This is a genomic window from Methanocalculus sp., assembly GCF_030651615.1.
GTDB lineage: Archaea > Halobacteriota > Methanomicrobia > Methanomicrobiales > Methanocorpusculaceae > Methanocalculus.
Genome location: NZ_JAUSCG010000107.1, coordinates 1 through 16,732 on the forward strand (window position 1 = coordinate 1; position 16,732 = coordinate 16,732).

15 protein-coding genes and 1 tRNA gene are annotated in these 16,732 nt (G+C 50.4%); 6 read left to right on the forward strand and 10 right to left on the reverse strand.

The window, feature by feature from the left end; genetic code table 11:
* Positions 1–2 precede the first annotated feature (2 nt).
* Genes Q7V06_RS04535 through Q7V06_RS04545 form a run of 3 tightly spaced genes read right to left on the reverse strand, consistent with a single transcriptional unit; the run spans position 3 to position 3,915 of the window.
* Positions 3–1,676, reverse strand: a complete 1,674-nt coding sequence (locus tag Q7V06_RS04535; RefSeq protein WP_304838757.1) for an ATP-dependent DNA ligase — start codon at positions 1,674–1,676, stop codon at positions 3–5.
* A 59-nt stretch (positions 1,677–1,735) separates the two neighbouring features.
* Positions 1,736–2,887 (reverse strand): hypothetical protein, encoded by a 1,152-nt coding sequence (locus Q7V06_RS04540; protein ID WP_370650810.1) that lies wholly within the window; start codon positions 2,885–2,887, stop codon positions 1,736–1,738.
* Positions 2,884–3,915, reverse strand: coding sequence for a DUF2117 domain-containing protein (locus tag Q7V06_RS04545; protein WP_304838760.1), 1,032 nt, complete (start codon positions 3,913–3,915; stop codon positions 2,884–2,886). Before Q7V06_RS04545 ends, Q7V06_RS04540 begins: the two co-directional genes overlap by 4 nt.
* Positions 3,916–4,237: 322 nt before the next feature.
* Between Q7V06_RS04545 and Q7V06_RS04550 the strand changes: the two genes are divergently transcribed.
* From Q7V06_RS04550 to Q7V06_RS04565, 4 genes are read left to right on the forward strand one after another with little or no spacing between them, the layout of a single operon-like run.
* The gene (locus Q7V06_RS04550) at positions 4,238–5,392 is read left to right on the forward strand and encodes an iron-containing alcohol dehydrogenase (protein ID WP_304838763.1); all 1,155 of its coding nucleotides are present in this window, start codon (positions 4,238–4,240) and stop codon (positions 5,390–5,392) included.
* Positions 5,376–7,076 carry an ATP-binding protein gene (locus Q7V06_RS04555; protein WP_304838766.1) on the forward strand — a complete coding sequence of 567 codons (1,701 nt, stop codon included), beginning with the start codon at positions 5,376–5,378 and terminating at the stop codon, positions 7,074–7,076. The genes Q7V06_RS04550 and Q7V06_RS04555 overlap by 17 nt, the downstream gene beginning before the upstream one ends.
* Positions 7,048–7,488, forward strand: a complete 441-nt coding sequence (locus Q7V06_RS04560; RefSeq protein WP_304838768.1) for a response regulator — start codon at positions 7,048–7,050, stop codon at positions 7,486–7,488. The genes Q7V06_RS04555 and Q7V06_RS04560 overlap by 29 nt, the downstream gene beginning before the upstream one ends.
* Positions 7,489–7,492: 4 nt before the next feature.
* On the forward strand, positions 7,493–8,509 hold the full coding sequence (locus tag Q7V06_RS04565) for a PAS domain S-box protein (protein WP_304838771.1): 1,017 nt from the start codon (positions 7,493–7,495) through the stop codon (positions 8,507–8,509).
* 102 nt (positions 8,510–8,611) lie between these two features.
* Here the strand turns inward: Q7V06_RS04565 and Q7V06_RS04570 are convergent, their stop codons facing one another.
* Both Q7V06_RS04570 and Q7V06_RS04575 read right to left on the reverse strand, forming a co-directional pair.
* Positions 8,612–9,064 (reverse strand): adenylyltransferase/cytidyltransferase family protein, encoded by a 453-nt coding sequence (locus Q7V06_RS04570; protein ID WP_304838774.1) that lies wholly within the window; start codon positions 9,062–9,064, stop codon positions 8,612–8,614.
* Entirely contained in the window at positions 9,061–9,432 is a 372-nt protein-coding gene (locus tag Q7V06_RS04575) for a Mov34/MPN/PAD-1 family protein (RefSeq protein WP_304838776.1), read from the reverse strand. Before Q7V06_RS04575 ends, Q7V06_RS04570 begins: the two co-directional genes overlap by 4 nt.
* 81 nt (positions 9,433–9,513) lie before the next feature.
* Here Q7V06_RS04575 and Q7V06_RS04580 point away from each other — a divergent pair, with 81 nt between their 5' ends.
* Positions 9,514–10,902 (forward strand): YgjP-like metallopeptidase domain-containing protein, encoded by a 1,389-nt coding sequence (locus Q7V06_RS04580; RefSeq protein ID WP_304838779.1) that lies wholly within the window; start codon positions 9,514–9,516, stop codon positions 10,900–10,902.
* Here the strand turns inward: Q7V06_RS04580 and Q7V06_RS04585 are convergent.
* From Q7V06_RS04585 to Q7V06_RS04600, 4 genes are all read right to left on the reverse strand, one after another.
* Entirely contained in the window at positions 10,899–11,543 is a 645-nt protein-coding gene (locus tag Q7V06_RS04585; protein WP_304838782.1) for a DUF86 domain-containing protein, read from the reverse strand. The two genes, Q7V06_RS04580 and Q7V06_RS04585, sit on opposite strands and share 4 nt — an antisense overlap.
* A 352-nt stretch (positions 11,544–11,895) precedes the next feature.
* Positions 11,896–12,555: a hypothetical protein gene (locus Q7V06_RS04590; protein ID WP_304838784.1), complete on the reverse strand. Its 660-nt coding sequence runs from the start codon at positions 12,553–12,555 to the stop codon at positions 11,896–11,898.
* A 42-nt stretch (positions 12,556–12,597) separates the two neighbouring features.
* Positions 12,598–13,677 carry an ABC transporter permease gene (locus Q7V06_RS04595; RefSeq protein WP_304838787.1) on the reverse strand — a complete coding sequence of 360 codons (1,080 nt, stop codon included), beginning with the start codon at positions 13,675–13,677 and terminating at the stop codon, positions 12,598–12,600.
* Positions 13,674–15,485, reverse strand: coding sequence for a PrsW family intramembrane metalloprotease (locus Q7V06_RS04600; RefSeq protein ID WP_304838790.1), 1,812 nt, complete (start codon positions 15,483–15,485; stop codon positions 13,674–13,676). The genes Q7V06_RS04595 and Q7V06_RS04600 overlap by 4 nt, the downstream gene beginning before the upstream one ends.
* 129 nt (positions 15,486–15,614) lie before the next feature.
* Here Q7V06_RS04600 and Q7V06_RS04605 point away from each other — a divergent pair, with 129 nt between their 5' ends.
* Positions 15,615–16,496, forward strand: a complete 882-nt coding sequence (locus tag Q7V06_RS04605; RefSeq protein ID WP_304838793.1) for an ABC transporter ATP-binding protein — start codon at positions 15,615–15,617, stop codon at positions 16,494–16,496.
* A 93-nt stretch (positions 16,497–16,589) separates the two neighbouring features.
* On the opposite strand, the gene Q7V06_RS04610 is transcribed toward Q7V06_RS04605, so the two are convergent.
* Positions 16,590–16,663: transfer RNA gene (locus tag Q7V06_RS04610), tRNA-Lys, on the reverse strand.
* Positions 16,664–16,732: the final 69 nt, after the last annotated feature.

Consider the following 16,732-nt stretch of genomic DNA (forward strand, 5'->3'; position numbering starts at 1 on the left):
ATCTATTTCCTCATCAGGAGAGGAGAATCCGTAGAACTACCTGAGCGGAGATACCGCTCAGTAAACATAGCCAGGGTCTCGATCTCATCCATCCTCTTATCATCACGGATTCGCACGAATCTCGGGAACCTGAGGGTATACCCGGATTCATAATTCGGACTCTTCTGGATCTCGGAGTATCCAACTTCAAAGATAATACCTGGTTCAAAACCGACCTCTTTTCCGGATCTGCTGATGATACGATCGGAGAAGAGATCATAGAGAAGAGCAAGGGTCTCATCGTTGATCCCGGTTGCAACCCGGCTCACAGGAAGGAGGCGCCCCTGATCATCCTGGCAGGCGAGGAGGAAAGAACCGAAGTAATGTGCACGCCGCCCTTCACCCCATTCTCCCCCGATAACCGCAAGATCTATCGTTTCAACCTCGGGTTTACACTTCACCCAGTGTCTCCCCCTGTTTCCTGGAATATAGGGAGAGTCCGGAACCTTCAGCATGATACCTTCATGCCCGGCATCCAATGCAGAATAATAGAAATCTTCCAATTCTCTGGGATCAGCGGATCTTATCTGTGGTGCGATGCAGCCGGTCAACGCCGCTTCAAGATGGTGCCTCCGTTTCGTGAGCGGAAGATCGATTAAACTCTCACCATCCCGATAGAGGATATCGAAGACATAAGGTATCATCCGGATCTGATCCGCATGCTCTGCCACATCATGCTTCCTCCGTATCCGTCGGAGAACCGTCTGGAATGGCATGGGACGCCCGTCTTCAATAGCGATCACCTCACCATCCAGGATGACGTCCCCGGAGATGACCTTTCGGAGTTGTTCAGCGATATCAGGAAGGGCAGTAGTGAGGTCTTCGAGCCTGCGGGAGTAGATTGCCACACGATCACCTGACAGATGGCACTGAAACCTGCTCCCATCGTATTTGTACTCTGCACAGACCAGACGGGAGCCTTCAGTCATATCCTGAATGGAACCTGCCTGGGCAAGCATCATCTTCACCGGTCTGAAGAGTTCGATTACGACGTCCTGCAAAGAATCCGGATCGTACTTTGCGAGCCGCGCCACCTCTCCAAGATCATTCTTCACCTGATGAGCCCGATTGATAAGATCGGGGCTGAGTGAAAAAGCCTTTGCAATCGCATCCCGGACATTCCCCTCACCGACACCAATCCGTAGTTCCTCAAGCATCAGGCGGGTGAGGTACCGCCCATCCAGTGGGGAAGCATTTTGGAAGAGGAGACGGATATTCCTCATTTTTTCTTTCTGAGACTTCACACCCCCTGTATCTGCCATCCGTTCAAAGATGGCGTGGACATCTGCAAGTGTTAGCTCTTCAGAAGAGAAGAGATGAGACTGCTGTGTCTTTTCCAGAAGAAGGAACGCCTCAACCGCTTTTCCGGCATCACCGATCTGATTCACAAAGCTGACCAGATCACTCCGTTTTTTTCCACCGACATATGCGACAGCATCATAGAGGAGATTTGGACCAATACCCAGGTGAACAGAACTCCAGTCCGGGAAGATCAATCCCCGTATATATCGGACAAAGATCGGGAGATCCTCCTCATCAAGCTCAGGCAGGATACCTGCAATGAGATCGATCATCTCAAGGCGGCCGGAGAGCTGTTCGATCTTCTCGCACCAGAGGGCAAACTCAGAAAACAGCATACACTCAGTATATCTCTTTTCCAGGAGGGAATGAAGGTATTGTTTCGGCTCTATTCAGATCAGAAGAAGTCCGCAAAGGTTCTTTGAACCCTGATATCTCTGATGAGATCGGATTTTGGAAGCCAGAAAGATGAACCAAGGAGAGCTGTAACCAGTGTTTCAGCAGATCCGAGATCTTCACATGATACACCCGGAGATCTCATAGCAGCGCGTGTCGCCTCCCGTATAACCCACGTACCAAGAGGCGCCCAGTAATCTCCCGAGATATCACGAATCACAACCGCCCGTGCAGACCGTCCTCTGGCAATGAGATCTTCAAGGACAGCAAGGCGTGCAGAATAGTACGCACCGGCGATAGGGGAATATCCCTGCTTCTTCCTACCTTCAGAGTCGACAACCACCACATCATCAGCACCGCCGAAGAGAGATTGCTTCTGCCACCGCTCGATCATCTCGAATCTGAAGTCAGATGAAGGTACAAGGATAACAACAATCCTGTTCCCATGCAAGAGTGCTGAGTGAACAGTCACTCCCTGAAGTGGTGAAGATCGCTCAACCTGTTTTCTGAGATTGAGAGAGACCATATCATCAACAGCAGTGATCGCCCAGCGGGTCGGGACAAAGCGCCTCTTTGACCCAAGAAGTCCTGCTGTGAGGAGACCACTCACCCGATAAACATCAATACCTCCTTTAAAAAGAGCAGATACTGCCTCTGTTGCCCGTACATCCGTATCTGAGGTGTATCGATCAACGATCGGCTCAACCACGGCGTTATCGAGGATATCAACTTTTGAGAGTGTCCCCTGAAGACCTATGGGGGCTACAGTTCCATCAAAGGAGAGATCAAAGCGGACCGGTTTTTCAAACCGTGCCTCAACATCAAGTGGCTTCTTAGAAAGGGCCACCTCCTGTGCTTTTTCAAGAATAGACGCAACCGGCTGAGATCCCCTGATTGTACGTGAGCGGATAGAGACTATATCGTCTATCCCAAGCCCTCTGGCCACCCAGTCTGTCGGAGTATCGGAATCCCGGAGGAGGAGCGGACCTCCGACAACACGTGGGTATCCGCCGCTGCCGATGAAGATCGAAGGGGACGGACCCATGTACTCAGACACCGGTAACAGATTCGTCTGTGCATAAAAACGCTGCATAATCGGGCATTTGGGAAGGCCGCAGAGCCCTTTCCCTTTACATTCGGCACACCGTATCACCGGTTATCCCTCACCACACGGATGCAGTCTGAGAACTGATGTAGAAGAGACGAGACGAATGTATCCCAGCTGATGTCATCCTGATCCGGAACTGACGCCGCAATTTCACGGCCGATCAGATCATCAGTTCCGGACGTGACAATGGTGATCACAGAACCCGGCGCATATGCTTCCGGTATGATGCCATCTGCATCTCCATCGGTTATGCCAAAGATCGGGACGCCTGCAACAGCCCCGATATGACCACATACAGCGGTTGTATCATCCCCGATTGTAATAATTCCACAGATTTCGGGGGTGATGATCCGGTACGTATCGATGGCGGTATGATCGATGACCGCAACCCTTCCACAACGCGGAGCCAGCCTGACCAGATTATGAGGGACAATGGATCTGACCATACCACTTTTGCACCATGCACGATCAAGCGGCGGACAGCCGAGTGCCTGTAGCTTCTCGATTCCATGGGGCTTCAGGGTGATCCCCCGTATCGGAACAAGTCTTCCATCCACAACCGAGATGACCGCCTCTTCTGCTGTAGCATACCCGATTGTTATCCCTTCAACCATGACCGGCTCTCCCGGGAGACATCCGCATATCAAACGGATCTCCTGTCCGTCACCCTGAGTTGATTGCAGCTCAATTATCCGATACCCTGTTCTATCTGAAATAAAGTCGGCTAGTTCCCGATCACCATCATTCCAGAGGTAGCAGATCCCGTCTGAGCATTCGATATGGACGAGACCACCGCTGATACGTGAGGCAACGATATCACCAAACCGTCTTCCCGAAACAGGAGTCTTCCCGCGGTTGACGAGGGCAACATCCCCTTCAATGCGATTCATGACAAGAGATGGGGGGGTATTCGCATAGGTTACCGGCAGGCCGCTCTGTGCTGCGGCAGTCCTCCCCATCACTCCTGCAACAACAAGATTCACGGGATTGAGCAGATGAGTGATCCGATCTGCATCCCCTTCGTCAAAGACGGCAGGGCCGTGGAATATGCAGGTGAGAGATCGGGAGTACATCAGGTACTATTTCATTTATTGGCAGATAGCACCTTTGATTGGTATTACCTGATTAGTAAAAAGTATTATTAGTAACAGAAGTACACACTAATATGTCCCATCGGGGCACACCATCCAGACCGGGCGCGTCAATTATTTGGCACGTTCCACACCTTAGCACCGGATCTGGAAGCCACCCCTTCATACAGGCGGCAACCAGATCCACTGATCTCTTATCGTACGCACCCGGCAATGGAAAATCCCACAGGATACATACTGCACATATCCCACACCGTCTCTTTTATTGGCATCTACTGTAAGTAGGTATCATGAGGTGTTGCTGATGTCATCCCTTACACTCAGGAAGTTTGTGATGCCCGAGGTGGTCTTTGGAGAAGGGGCACGCAGACAGGCTGTTCAGTATCTAGATAATCTGGGAGTAAATCACGCTCTTCTGGTAACCGATCCGGGGGTCATTGCATCGGGGTGGATAGCCGAAATTGCTGCTGCCTCTGAGGCTGAGGGGATAGCAGTCTCGATCTTCAGCAAGATCTCTGAAAACCCACGGACCAATGAGGTGGAGTCAGGAGCACAGGTATATCGAAGAAACGATTGTAATGGCATCCTCGCCATCGGAGGAGGCAGTTCGATGGACTGTGCAAAGGGGATTGCCATACTATCCACAAATGGCGGGGAGATCCGGAATTATGAAGGGGTTGACCAGATTCCCCATATGGGACCTCCGCTCATCTGTATCCCGACAACTGCTGGAAGTTCCGCTGACATCTCACAATTTGCCGTTATTACTGATCGGAATAAAAAGAAGAAGTTTGGTATCATCAGTAAAACGATTATACCGGACGTCTCTCTCGTCGATCCGGATATGTTATCTACACTGCCCCGATCATACATTGCATACTGTGGTTTTGATGCCCTTACACATGCAATTGAGGCATACGTATCAACCGGCAGTTCCCATCTCACTGACCTCCATGCTCTGGAGGCGATACGTCTGATTAAAGATGCTCTCCCCCGTGTATACAAGAATAAAGACGATGCAGAAGGCACCCGGTTTATGGCTCTTGGAAGCCTTCATGCGGGTATTGCCTTCTCAAATGCCAGTCTTGGTCTGGTACATGCGATGGCCCATCCACTCAGTGGGGTTTACGATCTGCTACACGGTGAGATGAACTCCCTGCTCCTGCCACATATTATTCGGTATAACTTTGAATCATCCAGATCACGATATGAGCAGATAGCCATGACACTGGGAGTACCTGAAGACGAAATTTCCCGTGAGGGGGTTGAAGCTCTTATCAATGTGCTTGGGGAGATTGCCGAAGATGTCGGGATCACCGGAACCCTCAGCGATCGTGGTGTGATGAAGCGGGATATCCCGACTCTTGCTGACTTTGCGGTTGTTGATGGCTGTATCGTAACAAACCCACGATTACCGACATGGGAGGAGGTTACACAAATCTATGAGAAGGCGCTCTGAAATTTCAAATGATGAACAGTCTGCATTACGGGAGAGGATTCTTGGGTTTGGAGAAGCCTCATTTCGCAAGAGTTACTACCCTGAGCTCCGCGTCCGTCTTCTTGAGCTTGAGCGGTTCCGGTTCACCCTTGACCAGATCAATGTCGGCATTATGATCCTCGATAGCCGGGATGGAACCATCGTCGATCTCAATGAAGAGACCTGCACCATCCTGGGAGGGAGACGGGAGGAGCTCATCGGAGCGAAATTTCAGAACTCCTCTGAGGTTACAGCTCGTATGTACGAGAAGATGAGAAGAGGAGAGGAGGAGGTGGCGATCTATGAAGAGATCCATCAATCAACCGGATCACCCTACTCAGTCGAAATCACCACCCATCAGGCAACCTTCGGAGGAGAAGAGTACCAGATTGTGATCATTCGCGACATCACGTCACAGAGATCGGCCGAACAGGCTCTGATCCGGACACGTGATCTCTTTGAGGCGATCATCAGAATCAGTCATATGCAGGATGCATCAGAGAAGAGCATCCTGTCTTCAGCACTTATGATCGCTGTATCGATCACACAGAGCAGCGGCGGAATGTGTGGAGTCATATCCCCGGATAAACGGCTCTTCACCATTTATTACTATCAGAATGGGGGAGAAGTGGCTTATACAATCTCCCCTTTTGGGAAGAACGGCCCCTGGGAGTCGATCATCAGAGGTGATGAGTGGATCGGGCAGCCTATCGGGAAGAGGTTGGATCTCCCGATAATGGAAGGGGATCAGATCGTTGCGATCATCACCCTGACAGAAAAAAAAGGCAGATATACTGATCTTGATATCCGGCAGATCACCTATCTGGGAAATGCACTCTGGCAGATCATCCTCCGTCATAGGGCAGAGGATGGACTCCTCCGGTTGAATGAAGAGCTTGAGGGGAGGGTCGAGCGGAGGACACGGGAGCTTGAAGCGGCGAACCGTGAACTCGAAGCCTTCACCTATTCGGTCTCCCATGATCTCAGAACCCCGCTCAGAGCAGTCGATGGCTTCTCTCTTGCACTTATGGAGGATTTTGGAGAGACACTCCCTGCTGAGGCAGAGCAGTATCTGAAACGGATTCGCCTCGCATCACAGCGGATGGGAGATCTCATCGATGATCTTCTTCTTCTCTCCCGAATCAGCAGGACCGAGCTCAGTCGCGGGACATTCTCACTCTCTGATCTTGCTATGGAGGTGGTCGCTGAGATCGAACTGAATAACCCCGGAAGGAGTGTTGCCATCACCATTGAAGAAAACATGGTTGTTTCTGCTGACCGAAGGATGATCCGGATCGTTCTTGAGAATCTCTTTGGAAACGCATGGAAATTTACTCTCAAGAAAGAGAAGGCGGATATCACCTTCAGATCACGGAGTGACGGGATCACAACCACCTACATCATCTCAGATAACGGTGCTGGCTTTGATATGACCTATGCCAGAAAACTCTTCATCCCTTTCTCCCGACTCCATACGAGCGAAGAGTTTTCGGGAACCGGGATCGGCCTTGCCACAGTCTCCCGTATCATCCAGAAGCATGGCGGTTCAATCAGAGCCGAAGGGGTGCCCGGCATGGGTGCAACCTTTTATTTCACTCTGGGCTCAAACAGAAAGTACCCCGAGGAGAGGACCCGTGATGACGAAAGGAACAATCCTGCTTGTTGAAGATAACCGTGACGACGAGCTCTTAACACTCAGAGCTTTTTCGAAGAACAGGATTGCCAATCCGATCGCAGTCGTCCGCGATGGTGAGGAGGCACTTGATTACCTCTTCGCCAGAGGCTCATTTGCAGAGAGAGATACACAGGACCAGCCAACCATCATCCTCCTCGATCTGAAACTACCAAAACTGAATGGCCATGAGGTACTGAAGGCGATCAGAGAGGAGGAGACGACAAAACTGATTCCGGTGATCATCCTGACAACCTCGCTTGAAGATGAAGATGTCATCAGGAGCTATGAGCTTGGAGCAAACAGCTACATCCGAAAGCCGGTCGATTTTTCAGAGTTTGTCTCGGCGGTACAGATGCTTGGAACATACTGGCTCCTCCTGAATAAGAGCCCGCAGTCAAGGTGATATCATGATGGATCGGATGCTTCGGGTACTTATCGCTGAAGATACAGAGGATGATGCACTCCTCCTTATCCGTGCACTCAGACAGGGGGGATTCACCCCGGATGCAACAAGGATATGGACAGAAGAAGGGTTGCGTTCAGCTCTTGAAGGTTCAGCATGGGACATAATCCTTTCAGATTACCATATGCCGGGTTTTGGAGGTGATCGGGTGATCGACATCACCCGGGAGAAGGGGTTTGATACACCGATCATCATCGTATCCGGCGCCATCGGGGAGGAGGCGGCGGTCTCCCTGATGAAGTGCGGTGCGGATGACTATGTGATGAAAGACAACCTCGTCCGCCTTAGCACCTCGGTGAGTCGTGCATTGAAAGAGGCTGAGGACCGGGTGGAGAGGAGAAGAGCTGAAGAAGCACTTCTGGACTCCGAGGAGCGGTACAGAAGCCTTGTGCAACAGATATCAGAGGGTATCCTCATCATCAATGGAGAGACCGGAGAGATCATCGAATCGAATGAGAAGATATGTGATATTCTGAGGTACACAGACGAAGAACTTCACTCAATGACCATTGAAGAGATCGGCGGGGGATTGCTCCTCCAGAAGAGGGGGAGGGCCATTGAAGAAGTATTCGAACGAAGGGACGGTCAAACCATCGACCTTGAGATAAGCATCAACCCAATCTCAATCAAAGGATACAAAAAGGTGGTCTGTGCAGTCATCCGTGATATCACCGAACAGAAAGAGCTTGAACGGGATCAGGTGAAGGCATTCCTCCAGATCGATAAGAACATTGAACAGTTTGCCATACTTGCCGACCATATCAGAAACCCACTCCAGGTTATTATGGGGTATTCGCTCCTCTCCGAAGATCCAACAGCTCAGGAGATCCTTCAGCAGGTAGACCGGATCAACGACATTATCAAACGCCTCGACCACGGATGGATCGATTCGGAGAATGTGAGGCGGTTCCTCAGGAGAAATTATGGGATCGGTGATGAGTCCCCCGGCCTTAATCAATGAAGAAGCAACCGACCTATCATATCTTTGCGCCTTAGCGTGAGCATCGATATACATCATAGGAGATGGAGTTTCATGCAGAGAGGCTGTCCTCATACACCACCATCATTCTCCTGATGGAGGAGATCTGGAGAGGGTATACCCACGCCTCTCGATCGCTCGATCGATGATCTGAGAAGATGAACAGAGTTCACAATCCATATACTGGCCGATCCGAATGACCGGAATATCGATCCCTTCTGCTTTCAGTTCAGCCTCAAGGGTCTCCGGGGTGAACCGCTGGTTAAACCCAATCGTGATGATATCGGGTTTGAGCTCCCGTATCGGCCGGAATTTGTCAACGAGATCACCAAGGACCGCATGATCGACCGGTTTTAGACCAAGCACCATCGCAAGCCGCTGCGCTTCGGGGATGATCGGTTGCGGCTTATGCCTGACATTATGCTCACGGGCAACGATCACATAGAGTTCATCACCGAGTGCTTTTGATCCGGCCAGATAGAAAAGGTGACCGGGATGGATGATATCAAAAGTACCAGTGGCAACGACTCTCGTCATTCGACCACCTCAAGATCCCTTGGAGAACCATCACGTGAGAAAGCCAGCCAGTCACCTGATTCATAGGGATATCCGATGATCAGATGACAATCTCCAAAGCGAGGGAAGAACCCGATATCTGCATCTGATGGGTATATCACACCGTTTGGATGGCTATGAGCACTACCTGAGAAGGTCATGCCAAGCGGGATCATATCGGTGATGATGGATGCGCTACTCTCGTCAAGTCTGGTTCCGGGGAGCAGGTTGATCCCGGATAGAATTCCATCTTCGGCTTCAAGAAGAGCAACAAACTCAAGCGGGTGCTGACTCTTTGCCATCTCAAGCAGTGTGGAGAGCGTATCGCATCTGATGGCACGGATCTTCATCTGGGTAGTATTTTCACCCATAAGACTATGAATGCTTTGAATGAGAAGATTTCATCACCAGAAAAAAACCACGATATACTGATGGAGGGGAACGTTACAATCCGGGGTAGGGAAATCCGGTATATCATCATCAGATCGAAGGAGAAAGGTATGAAGATTGCTCTTTTGCCGGATCGGACCGTTGAGATCAGAGCCCCGACCAGGATCACGGAATCTGAAGCCAGAAGGTTTCTGAACCACCATGCAGACTGGATATTCCAACATCAGAGACCGATCGCACCCGAGATCGATCTTCCTCTGGAAGTTGAAACACCTTTCAAGGGAGAACCATTTATCATCGATGATATGACGGTTCGGTATACCATCAAAATCGATCAGACAGAGAAATACCCTGCAGTTTGGGTGGGAGAAGGGCGGGAGGTCACGATCAGCACTCCAAAACCGATCACCCAGAAACGCGCCCATGCATACCTGATGAAGCATATCGACAGGATACGTGAGGAGATTTTCTTAATGGAAGGCGGATGGCAGGGAGGAACCTTTCTTGTTGCCGAAACAGCCGTACCCTACAGCGTGATCATCAACAAGCGGAGGAGATACCCCTGCCTGATCATCAAAGAATACTCGCAGATCAACCTTGAGACGCCCGCTCCCATGACCAGACCCGCATGTGAGGCGTTCCTGAATGAGCATAAGGACTGGATCGCCACAGTCTTTCAGAAAAATGATACCAGTGGGACATTCAATAACGGAGTTATTGAGATCGATGGTGAGGAGATACCCTATTATGTCATCACCAACCGACGGAAAAAACGGATCTCCACCAGTATCCGGGATGATCTGGCGATCGAGATTCGATCCCCAACACCCCTCCCGGAAGTGACTGCCATCTCCATCATCCGGGATATCACAACCTGGATTGTGGATAGCCGAAAGCGAAAGAAAGATCAGATGCAGAAGAGACAGGCCCCACGATATCAGGACGGGGAGACGATCCCGTTTTATGGGAGGCTGCTTTCGATTCGGCATCTCGAATCAGATGGATCTATCTCAGCGGCAATTGCAGGTGATGAACTCCTGATATGGCTCCCACCCGGCCTGACACCGGATATTTTCATTGAGCGTGTCAGAACAGCTGTGGTGGACGCATACTTCTCTGCAATCCTCCCGATCGCAGGGGAGATTGCAGAACGTGCTGCAAAAAGGATCGGTGTTCCCACCCCGGATATCAGATTCGGATACCAGAAACGGAGGTTTGGGTCATGCACACCCTGCAATGGGATTATCCTCAACCTCAAACTCGCTATGGCCCCTCCCATGTTCCTTGAATATACGATCATTCACGAGGTCTGCCACCTGATCGAGAGGAACCACCAGAAACCGTTCTGGGATCTCGTCGAATCAGTCTTCCCGGATTATCTCATCCATCATAAAGAAATGCAGAGAGAAGGTATGAATTATGTCTTCTAGAAGAACCGGCGTTTCTGCTGGGCCTCAGTACTTTTCATTCCAGCGAGGGCTTCAAGGCTCCTTCTGATCGAGGGGAGGCGTCTTTCAACCAGATTCCATATAAGCCTGAGGTCAGTACCATAACAGGGAGAGATCATATCCGGGAGAGCGGTGAGTGCATGCCAGGGAACTGCCGGGTATTTTTGCATATGTTCATCAGAAAGGCAGCGACTGAAGAGTCCGATCGATATGATAAGAGAGAGGACGGCTTGGCAGGTTTTCTCATCATTTATAAACTCTTCATATCTCATACCCCGGCAGAATCGTTCAATATCTGAGATTGAACAGATAATCTCTCTCTGGAAGATGAGTTGATCATCCTGAGTAACCTCTTCTGCCTGAAGGATGCATGGTTTTAATTCATCCCGGAGCCCCATCAGCGATATGATGCGGAGCTTCTGACCGACCTTCCCCTCAATGAAACGTGAGAGACTAGCCATATCAAGAATATCGCGATCACCTGAGAAGGCAACAATGGCACATACACCGGTTTCACCGGGAATAGGAGGCGTAAACAGACCGAGCTGTGTTACCCCAAAGAGTGAAGCCATCTCGGACTTCAAGTCTTTCAGAATGGAGACGATCTCCTTTCTCGACCTCAAGCCACCCCTGCTCCCACTGCTCATACATGTATGCTCGGATATCAATGATATTAAGCCTCACCTATTCTTTCCCATTTTTCTTCTGAAGCGCCACTCCATAATTTGGCCCAGAGTACATCCCATCTTTTTTTTCTCCGATTGTCGCCGCTTATCTCTTGCATGGGATAACGAAATTAACATACGAAGAGAAATCAGGATGAAGAAGAGAAGAAGAGCTATGCTGACAACGATAAGGAGATTGACAAATATTTCCGATATGTATGTAAGATTCATAAAACCGATGATATGCAGTAGCTCTATGTTTTGATCGTTGTTTCTTTACATTAACCTTAGTAAATTTATTGACGAACCGCTATTGAAGAGGCTTCAGAGTGCCCTGACGGGCTTCATGCAGTCGATGAGCGTTCTGATCATGGATACTGGCAAGATACTGCTCATACGTTAGTTCAGGGGAGGGAGAGCGAGTTGTCTTGCAGATCGCAAGAGCCTCATCACACAGGCCGGATCTTCTGAGAAGGTCAGCCAGGATCGTCTCTTCCATCTGGTCCCCTTCTGCAAACCTGACATTCGATCTCTTCGCCTCGGAGAATGAATGAAATGCCTGTTGGCGGCATATGGATGCAGATAGAGGGTCTCCTGCATCATCGCAGACCCATGCTGCGTGGAGATTTGCCCATCCAGCTTTTACATTATAATTCTGCCTCTTAAGGATCAACGACCAGCAGAGAAACCGTCTCGCCAGCAGGGGAAAGGAAGGGTCATTGAGTTGAGCGCGATACCCACGGCTCCTCACAATAGCATCAACCCCCTCAGAAACATGCCCGATATCAGTTGAGCAGTATCCGCATGACGGACAATGCTGAATCCAGGAGTAGATGGTTGAACGGAGTGATTCGGGTGGTCGGAGATCAAGATCGGGAGAACCCCGTGCATCGGACTCAAGAAGGAAGAACTGCCTGCTTGAAATACCGCATAAGGCACATTCCCGGTCGATCTCGATCGTCTGGCTCATTTCGGTAAAATATAACGGAACTAATATAAAAATATATCAGCATCACCGCATCGGCAGAAGACCAATACGTTCTGCATATCGGTTGAGCAGGATCGATAAAAGCACTGCCAGGGCAACAATACCAGAGAGTATCATCCAGTGGAGCGGGCCGATCGTTCCTACCGCAAGGCGTACAAGGAGATTGAGGGGATTGTAGGGAACAGCCATTGCAAGAATGATAACCACGACGACTGCTGTTGAGAAGATGAACTGGGCACTCGTCCTTTCACGATAATGGAGAGCACAGAAAGCACCGATTAAGATCAGGATCATCGATCCGAAGATGACATGGAGAAGGATCTCAACCGGGTGCTGTACAACGATTCCGTTTGCGGCCAGGAGTGCAAGCCATGCAGCAGACTGAACGGGCACAATTAAGATACAGGCAAGGATCTTCCCCCATAGCATCTCAGAATAGGTGACAGTCGTGGAGAGGAGCGTCTCAAGGGTGCCGGACTGATACTCTTCGGTTATGAGATCGATGATCAGCGCCGCAGAGATGATTGCAGGCATAAAGACGAGGAGCGGAATGAGAAGGCCGAAGACGAACTCGAAGTAGTTCGAACCCCCTCTGGTGTCTGGGAAGTTCAGTTTGATCGGATTCATCATCAGGCGCTCAGATCGAACGGATCGGAGTTCCTCTTCAAATGTTAAGAGCACCTCTTTCATCTTCACCTCAACAATAGAGGACTGGATATCATTCTGAAGGGTGTAGAGGGTCACCACAATCGGCCCTTCGTCATCAGGAAGGGTGGGAGGAACCCAGATGACTGCTGAAATCTGCCGCTCTTTCAGTGAAGCAATCGCCGAATCGAGATCCATCCTGTATGCAGCAAGGTCGCGCCTGTCATCGATTATCGAGTAAAGGCCACCCTCTTTTTCACCGACATACCCGATCCCATATTCAACCCCCTGATATCCGGAGATCGCATTCGGATCGTACATCGCCGTGAGACCAACCATCAGAAACGAGGAGAAGAGGGCGATGAAGAGCTGGAGGAGGATCGCAAAGACGATCGTCTTCTCTGCATACAGTCCCGATAGCTCTTTTTTTGCTACAATTGCAATATTCCGGCTCTTCATAATGAAATCACCCCGATTACGATGAGATTATAGAGTACGTGGATGATGGCAGCAAGGATGATACCAGGAACATACAGGCGCAGACCTCCGGTTTTTAATGCAACGGCTACAACAAGCAGACAACCGGCATGGAGGAGGAAAGGCATCCAGAGGACCTGAAGGGAGAGGAAGAGGATACTCCCAAAGACCGATTCGGTCACCTGCGCGATGGTGGCAAAGAGAAGGAGCTTTTCTCCTATGAGAAAACCTAGCGCAGTAGCGGCTGATCCGAATATGACAAGCCGCCATGTCAGTCCACCAGGAAGGATCTTTGCGAGGGCATAGATTCCAATAGACTTTGCCACCTCCTCGGTTACAGCTGCATACCCGATCAGAAGGAGGAGGGAGAGTGGCATCGGGAGGTTGAAGAAGAGGACGAGACCGAGGAGCTGGACCATGAAGACGAAGGGTATGACGAGTGCTCCCAGGGTAAAGACCGAGATGAGCGGGTACCTCTTCGATATTCCGGCTGAGATGAATTCGATCGTCCGCGGGAGGAGGCGATGAAGAGAGAAGAGACGCTCTTCATTGAAGTTCACCGATCCGGCATAGAGAAGGATGGCACTTGTCAGGAAGAAGAGGCTCGTGGAATAGATGTAATCGGTGAGTGCAAATGAATCTCCCTGAATCTCAAGAACGATCAGGGTAAGGGGGGAGATGAGGGATACGACATGGACGTTGGCAAAGATGCTTGGGAAGAAGAGATACGAGGTTGCAACTGTTGAGAAGAATATGGAGAGGAATGAGAGCTCCTTGAAACTGCGGGCAAGCATACCGATGACAAGAGCGGCAGAGAGGAAGAAGAGGATTACCGGGATGAGCGGGAGAATAATGATGAGGGGTAGATCGCTTATCAGGATGATAAGAAGAGAGATCAGAAGCATCATGGCAAGATAGGGAAGCGCCTTTCCGATGATGATCGCAGACGGATGATAGGGAACCGAGAGGAGGATCTCACCCCTCCGTTCGATCCGTTCGTTCATTATACTCATCATGTAGAACTGTGATGTGAAGTATAAGGGGAAGATGAAGACGAAGATCAGTATGATCGAGTCAAACGGGAGTGGCGGTGCAAGCTGATCCGGGGTCCGAAACGATCCGAGTTCGGACTCCTGCCCGATGACCTGCGTATACCTTCCGACTGAGTCGTCCTGCACTGCTGACCGGGAGATCTCTGCCCTGAGCACCCGCGGGTCATAAGGGACAGCACCATCAGGGGTTGCAACCGGGACGATCGGGCCCTGTGGTGCGGGCGCCTGCCCCTGTGGGATTGGAGAGACCCGCTGACCGCTCTGCGTCGCAGTAAAATCAAGTTCACTCTTCTCATAACGGCGATCGATCCAGAGCGGATAAGCAGCATACAGGTCGGGCTCTTCTGCATTGATGAGGGCGGTATACCTTTCAAATACGCGTTCAAGTGATGTCAGCGCGGCCCGCCCTTTCTCATCATCCATCACATAGACCTCGGAGTTGAGGATGATGACGTCATAAAATTCGCGGTTATTCCAGAGCGACTGACCTGAATCGAGGTAGACAGTGAATCTGGTATCTTCTGCGATCACCTGGCCGGCCGGGACATTGTCTGTTCCAAGCCGGTAGATCCCATCCTGAAGATGAACACCACTCTCTGCTGCCAGACCCGATGCCGCAACAAGGAAGACGAAGAGCACTATCGCTGCAGGCAGAACTCCACGACCCATTGTAGAGAGGGTACGCAGGAGCTCCCACCGGGCTATCACTGAGATCTGCCTGAGTGTGCTCATTCCCATGCAACCGTAGATAAGATTTTCCTTCTATAAAAGACTCTTGACGCTGCCATGGTGGTAAATTGGAGTTGTCTTTCCTTTATCAACCTGCCAGAGAACCTTTATCTCATCTCGGGGCGATTTCGTTTTAATATGATCCATGCCCGGAACATCAGGAAAGAGTTTGATGGGTTCATCGCACTGAAGGGAGTCGATTTTGAGATCGAAGATACCGGGATATTCGGGATCATCGGCCATAATGGGGCAGGAAAGACGACGCTTCTGAAGATGATGGCCGGTCTTCTCACCCCGACATCAGGGACACTCATCATTGACGGGATCGATGTTGTACAGGACCCGAATGCGTTGAAAGAGAGGCTTGGGTATCTCCCTGAGGAGTCCCGTCTGTACGATACGATGACAATCTCTTCCTACCTGACCTTCTTTGGAGATATCTATGGAATGTCACGGATGGATACCAGGAGGCGATCAGAGGAGCTCCTCAATTCACTGAACCTCACGAATGAAGGGAAGAAGATCGGGGAGCTCTCAAAAGGGATGCGCAGGAAGGTTGCAATTGCCCGGTCACTCCTCCACGACCCAAAGATTCTGGTCTATGATGAGGCAACCTCAGGTCTTGATCCGATGACGTCACGGTTCATCACCGGATACCTCAAGGATCTCAGACGCGAAGGCAAGACGATCATCCTCTCGGCACACAACCTCTTTCAGGTGGAGGAGATCTCAGATCTGGTGATGATCCTTTCAGGCGGTGAGAAGGTCGCCTTCGGCACCATGGACGAACTGAGGGAGCGGTTCGGATCACTGACATACTACATTCATTTCCAGATTCGTGAGCAGGAAGCGCTCAGGGTAATGGTTGAGTACTCAGCAGATAATGGGGCATATCTGGCAAAGGCAAAAAATATCGATGAGCTTAACCGGATTACGGCACACATTGCAGCCTCCGGCGGTGATATCGAACGAATTGAATCGCGGTATCCAACACTTGAAGAGATGCTGATGGCGGTATGAAGATGATTAAACTTAGGTTATATCTGGAAATTGCGCTCAGAACGCATAAAATCGATAGTACAATAACAATTCAAGTTCAGCAAAAGAAGAAAGCGGGCCTGAAGGGATTTGAACCCCTGACCTACGGATTAAGAGTCCGTCGCTATGCCTGACTAAGCCACAGGCCCACGCTTTTGACCTAATTAAGTTGATGCCAGGACTATATATTTGTTAGCATTTCTTCCCCGGAACATCAT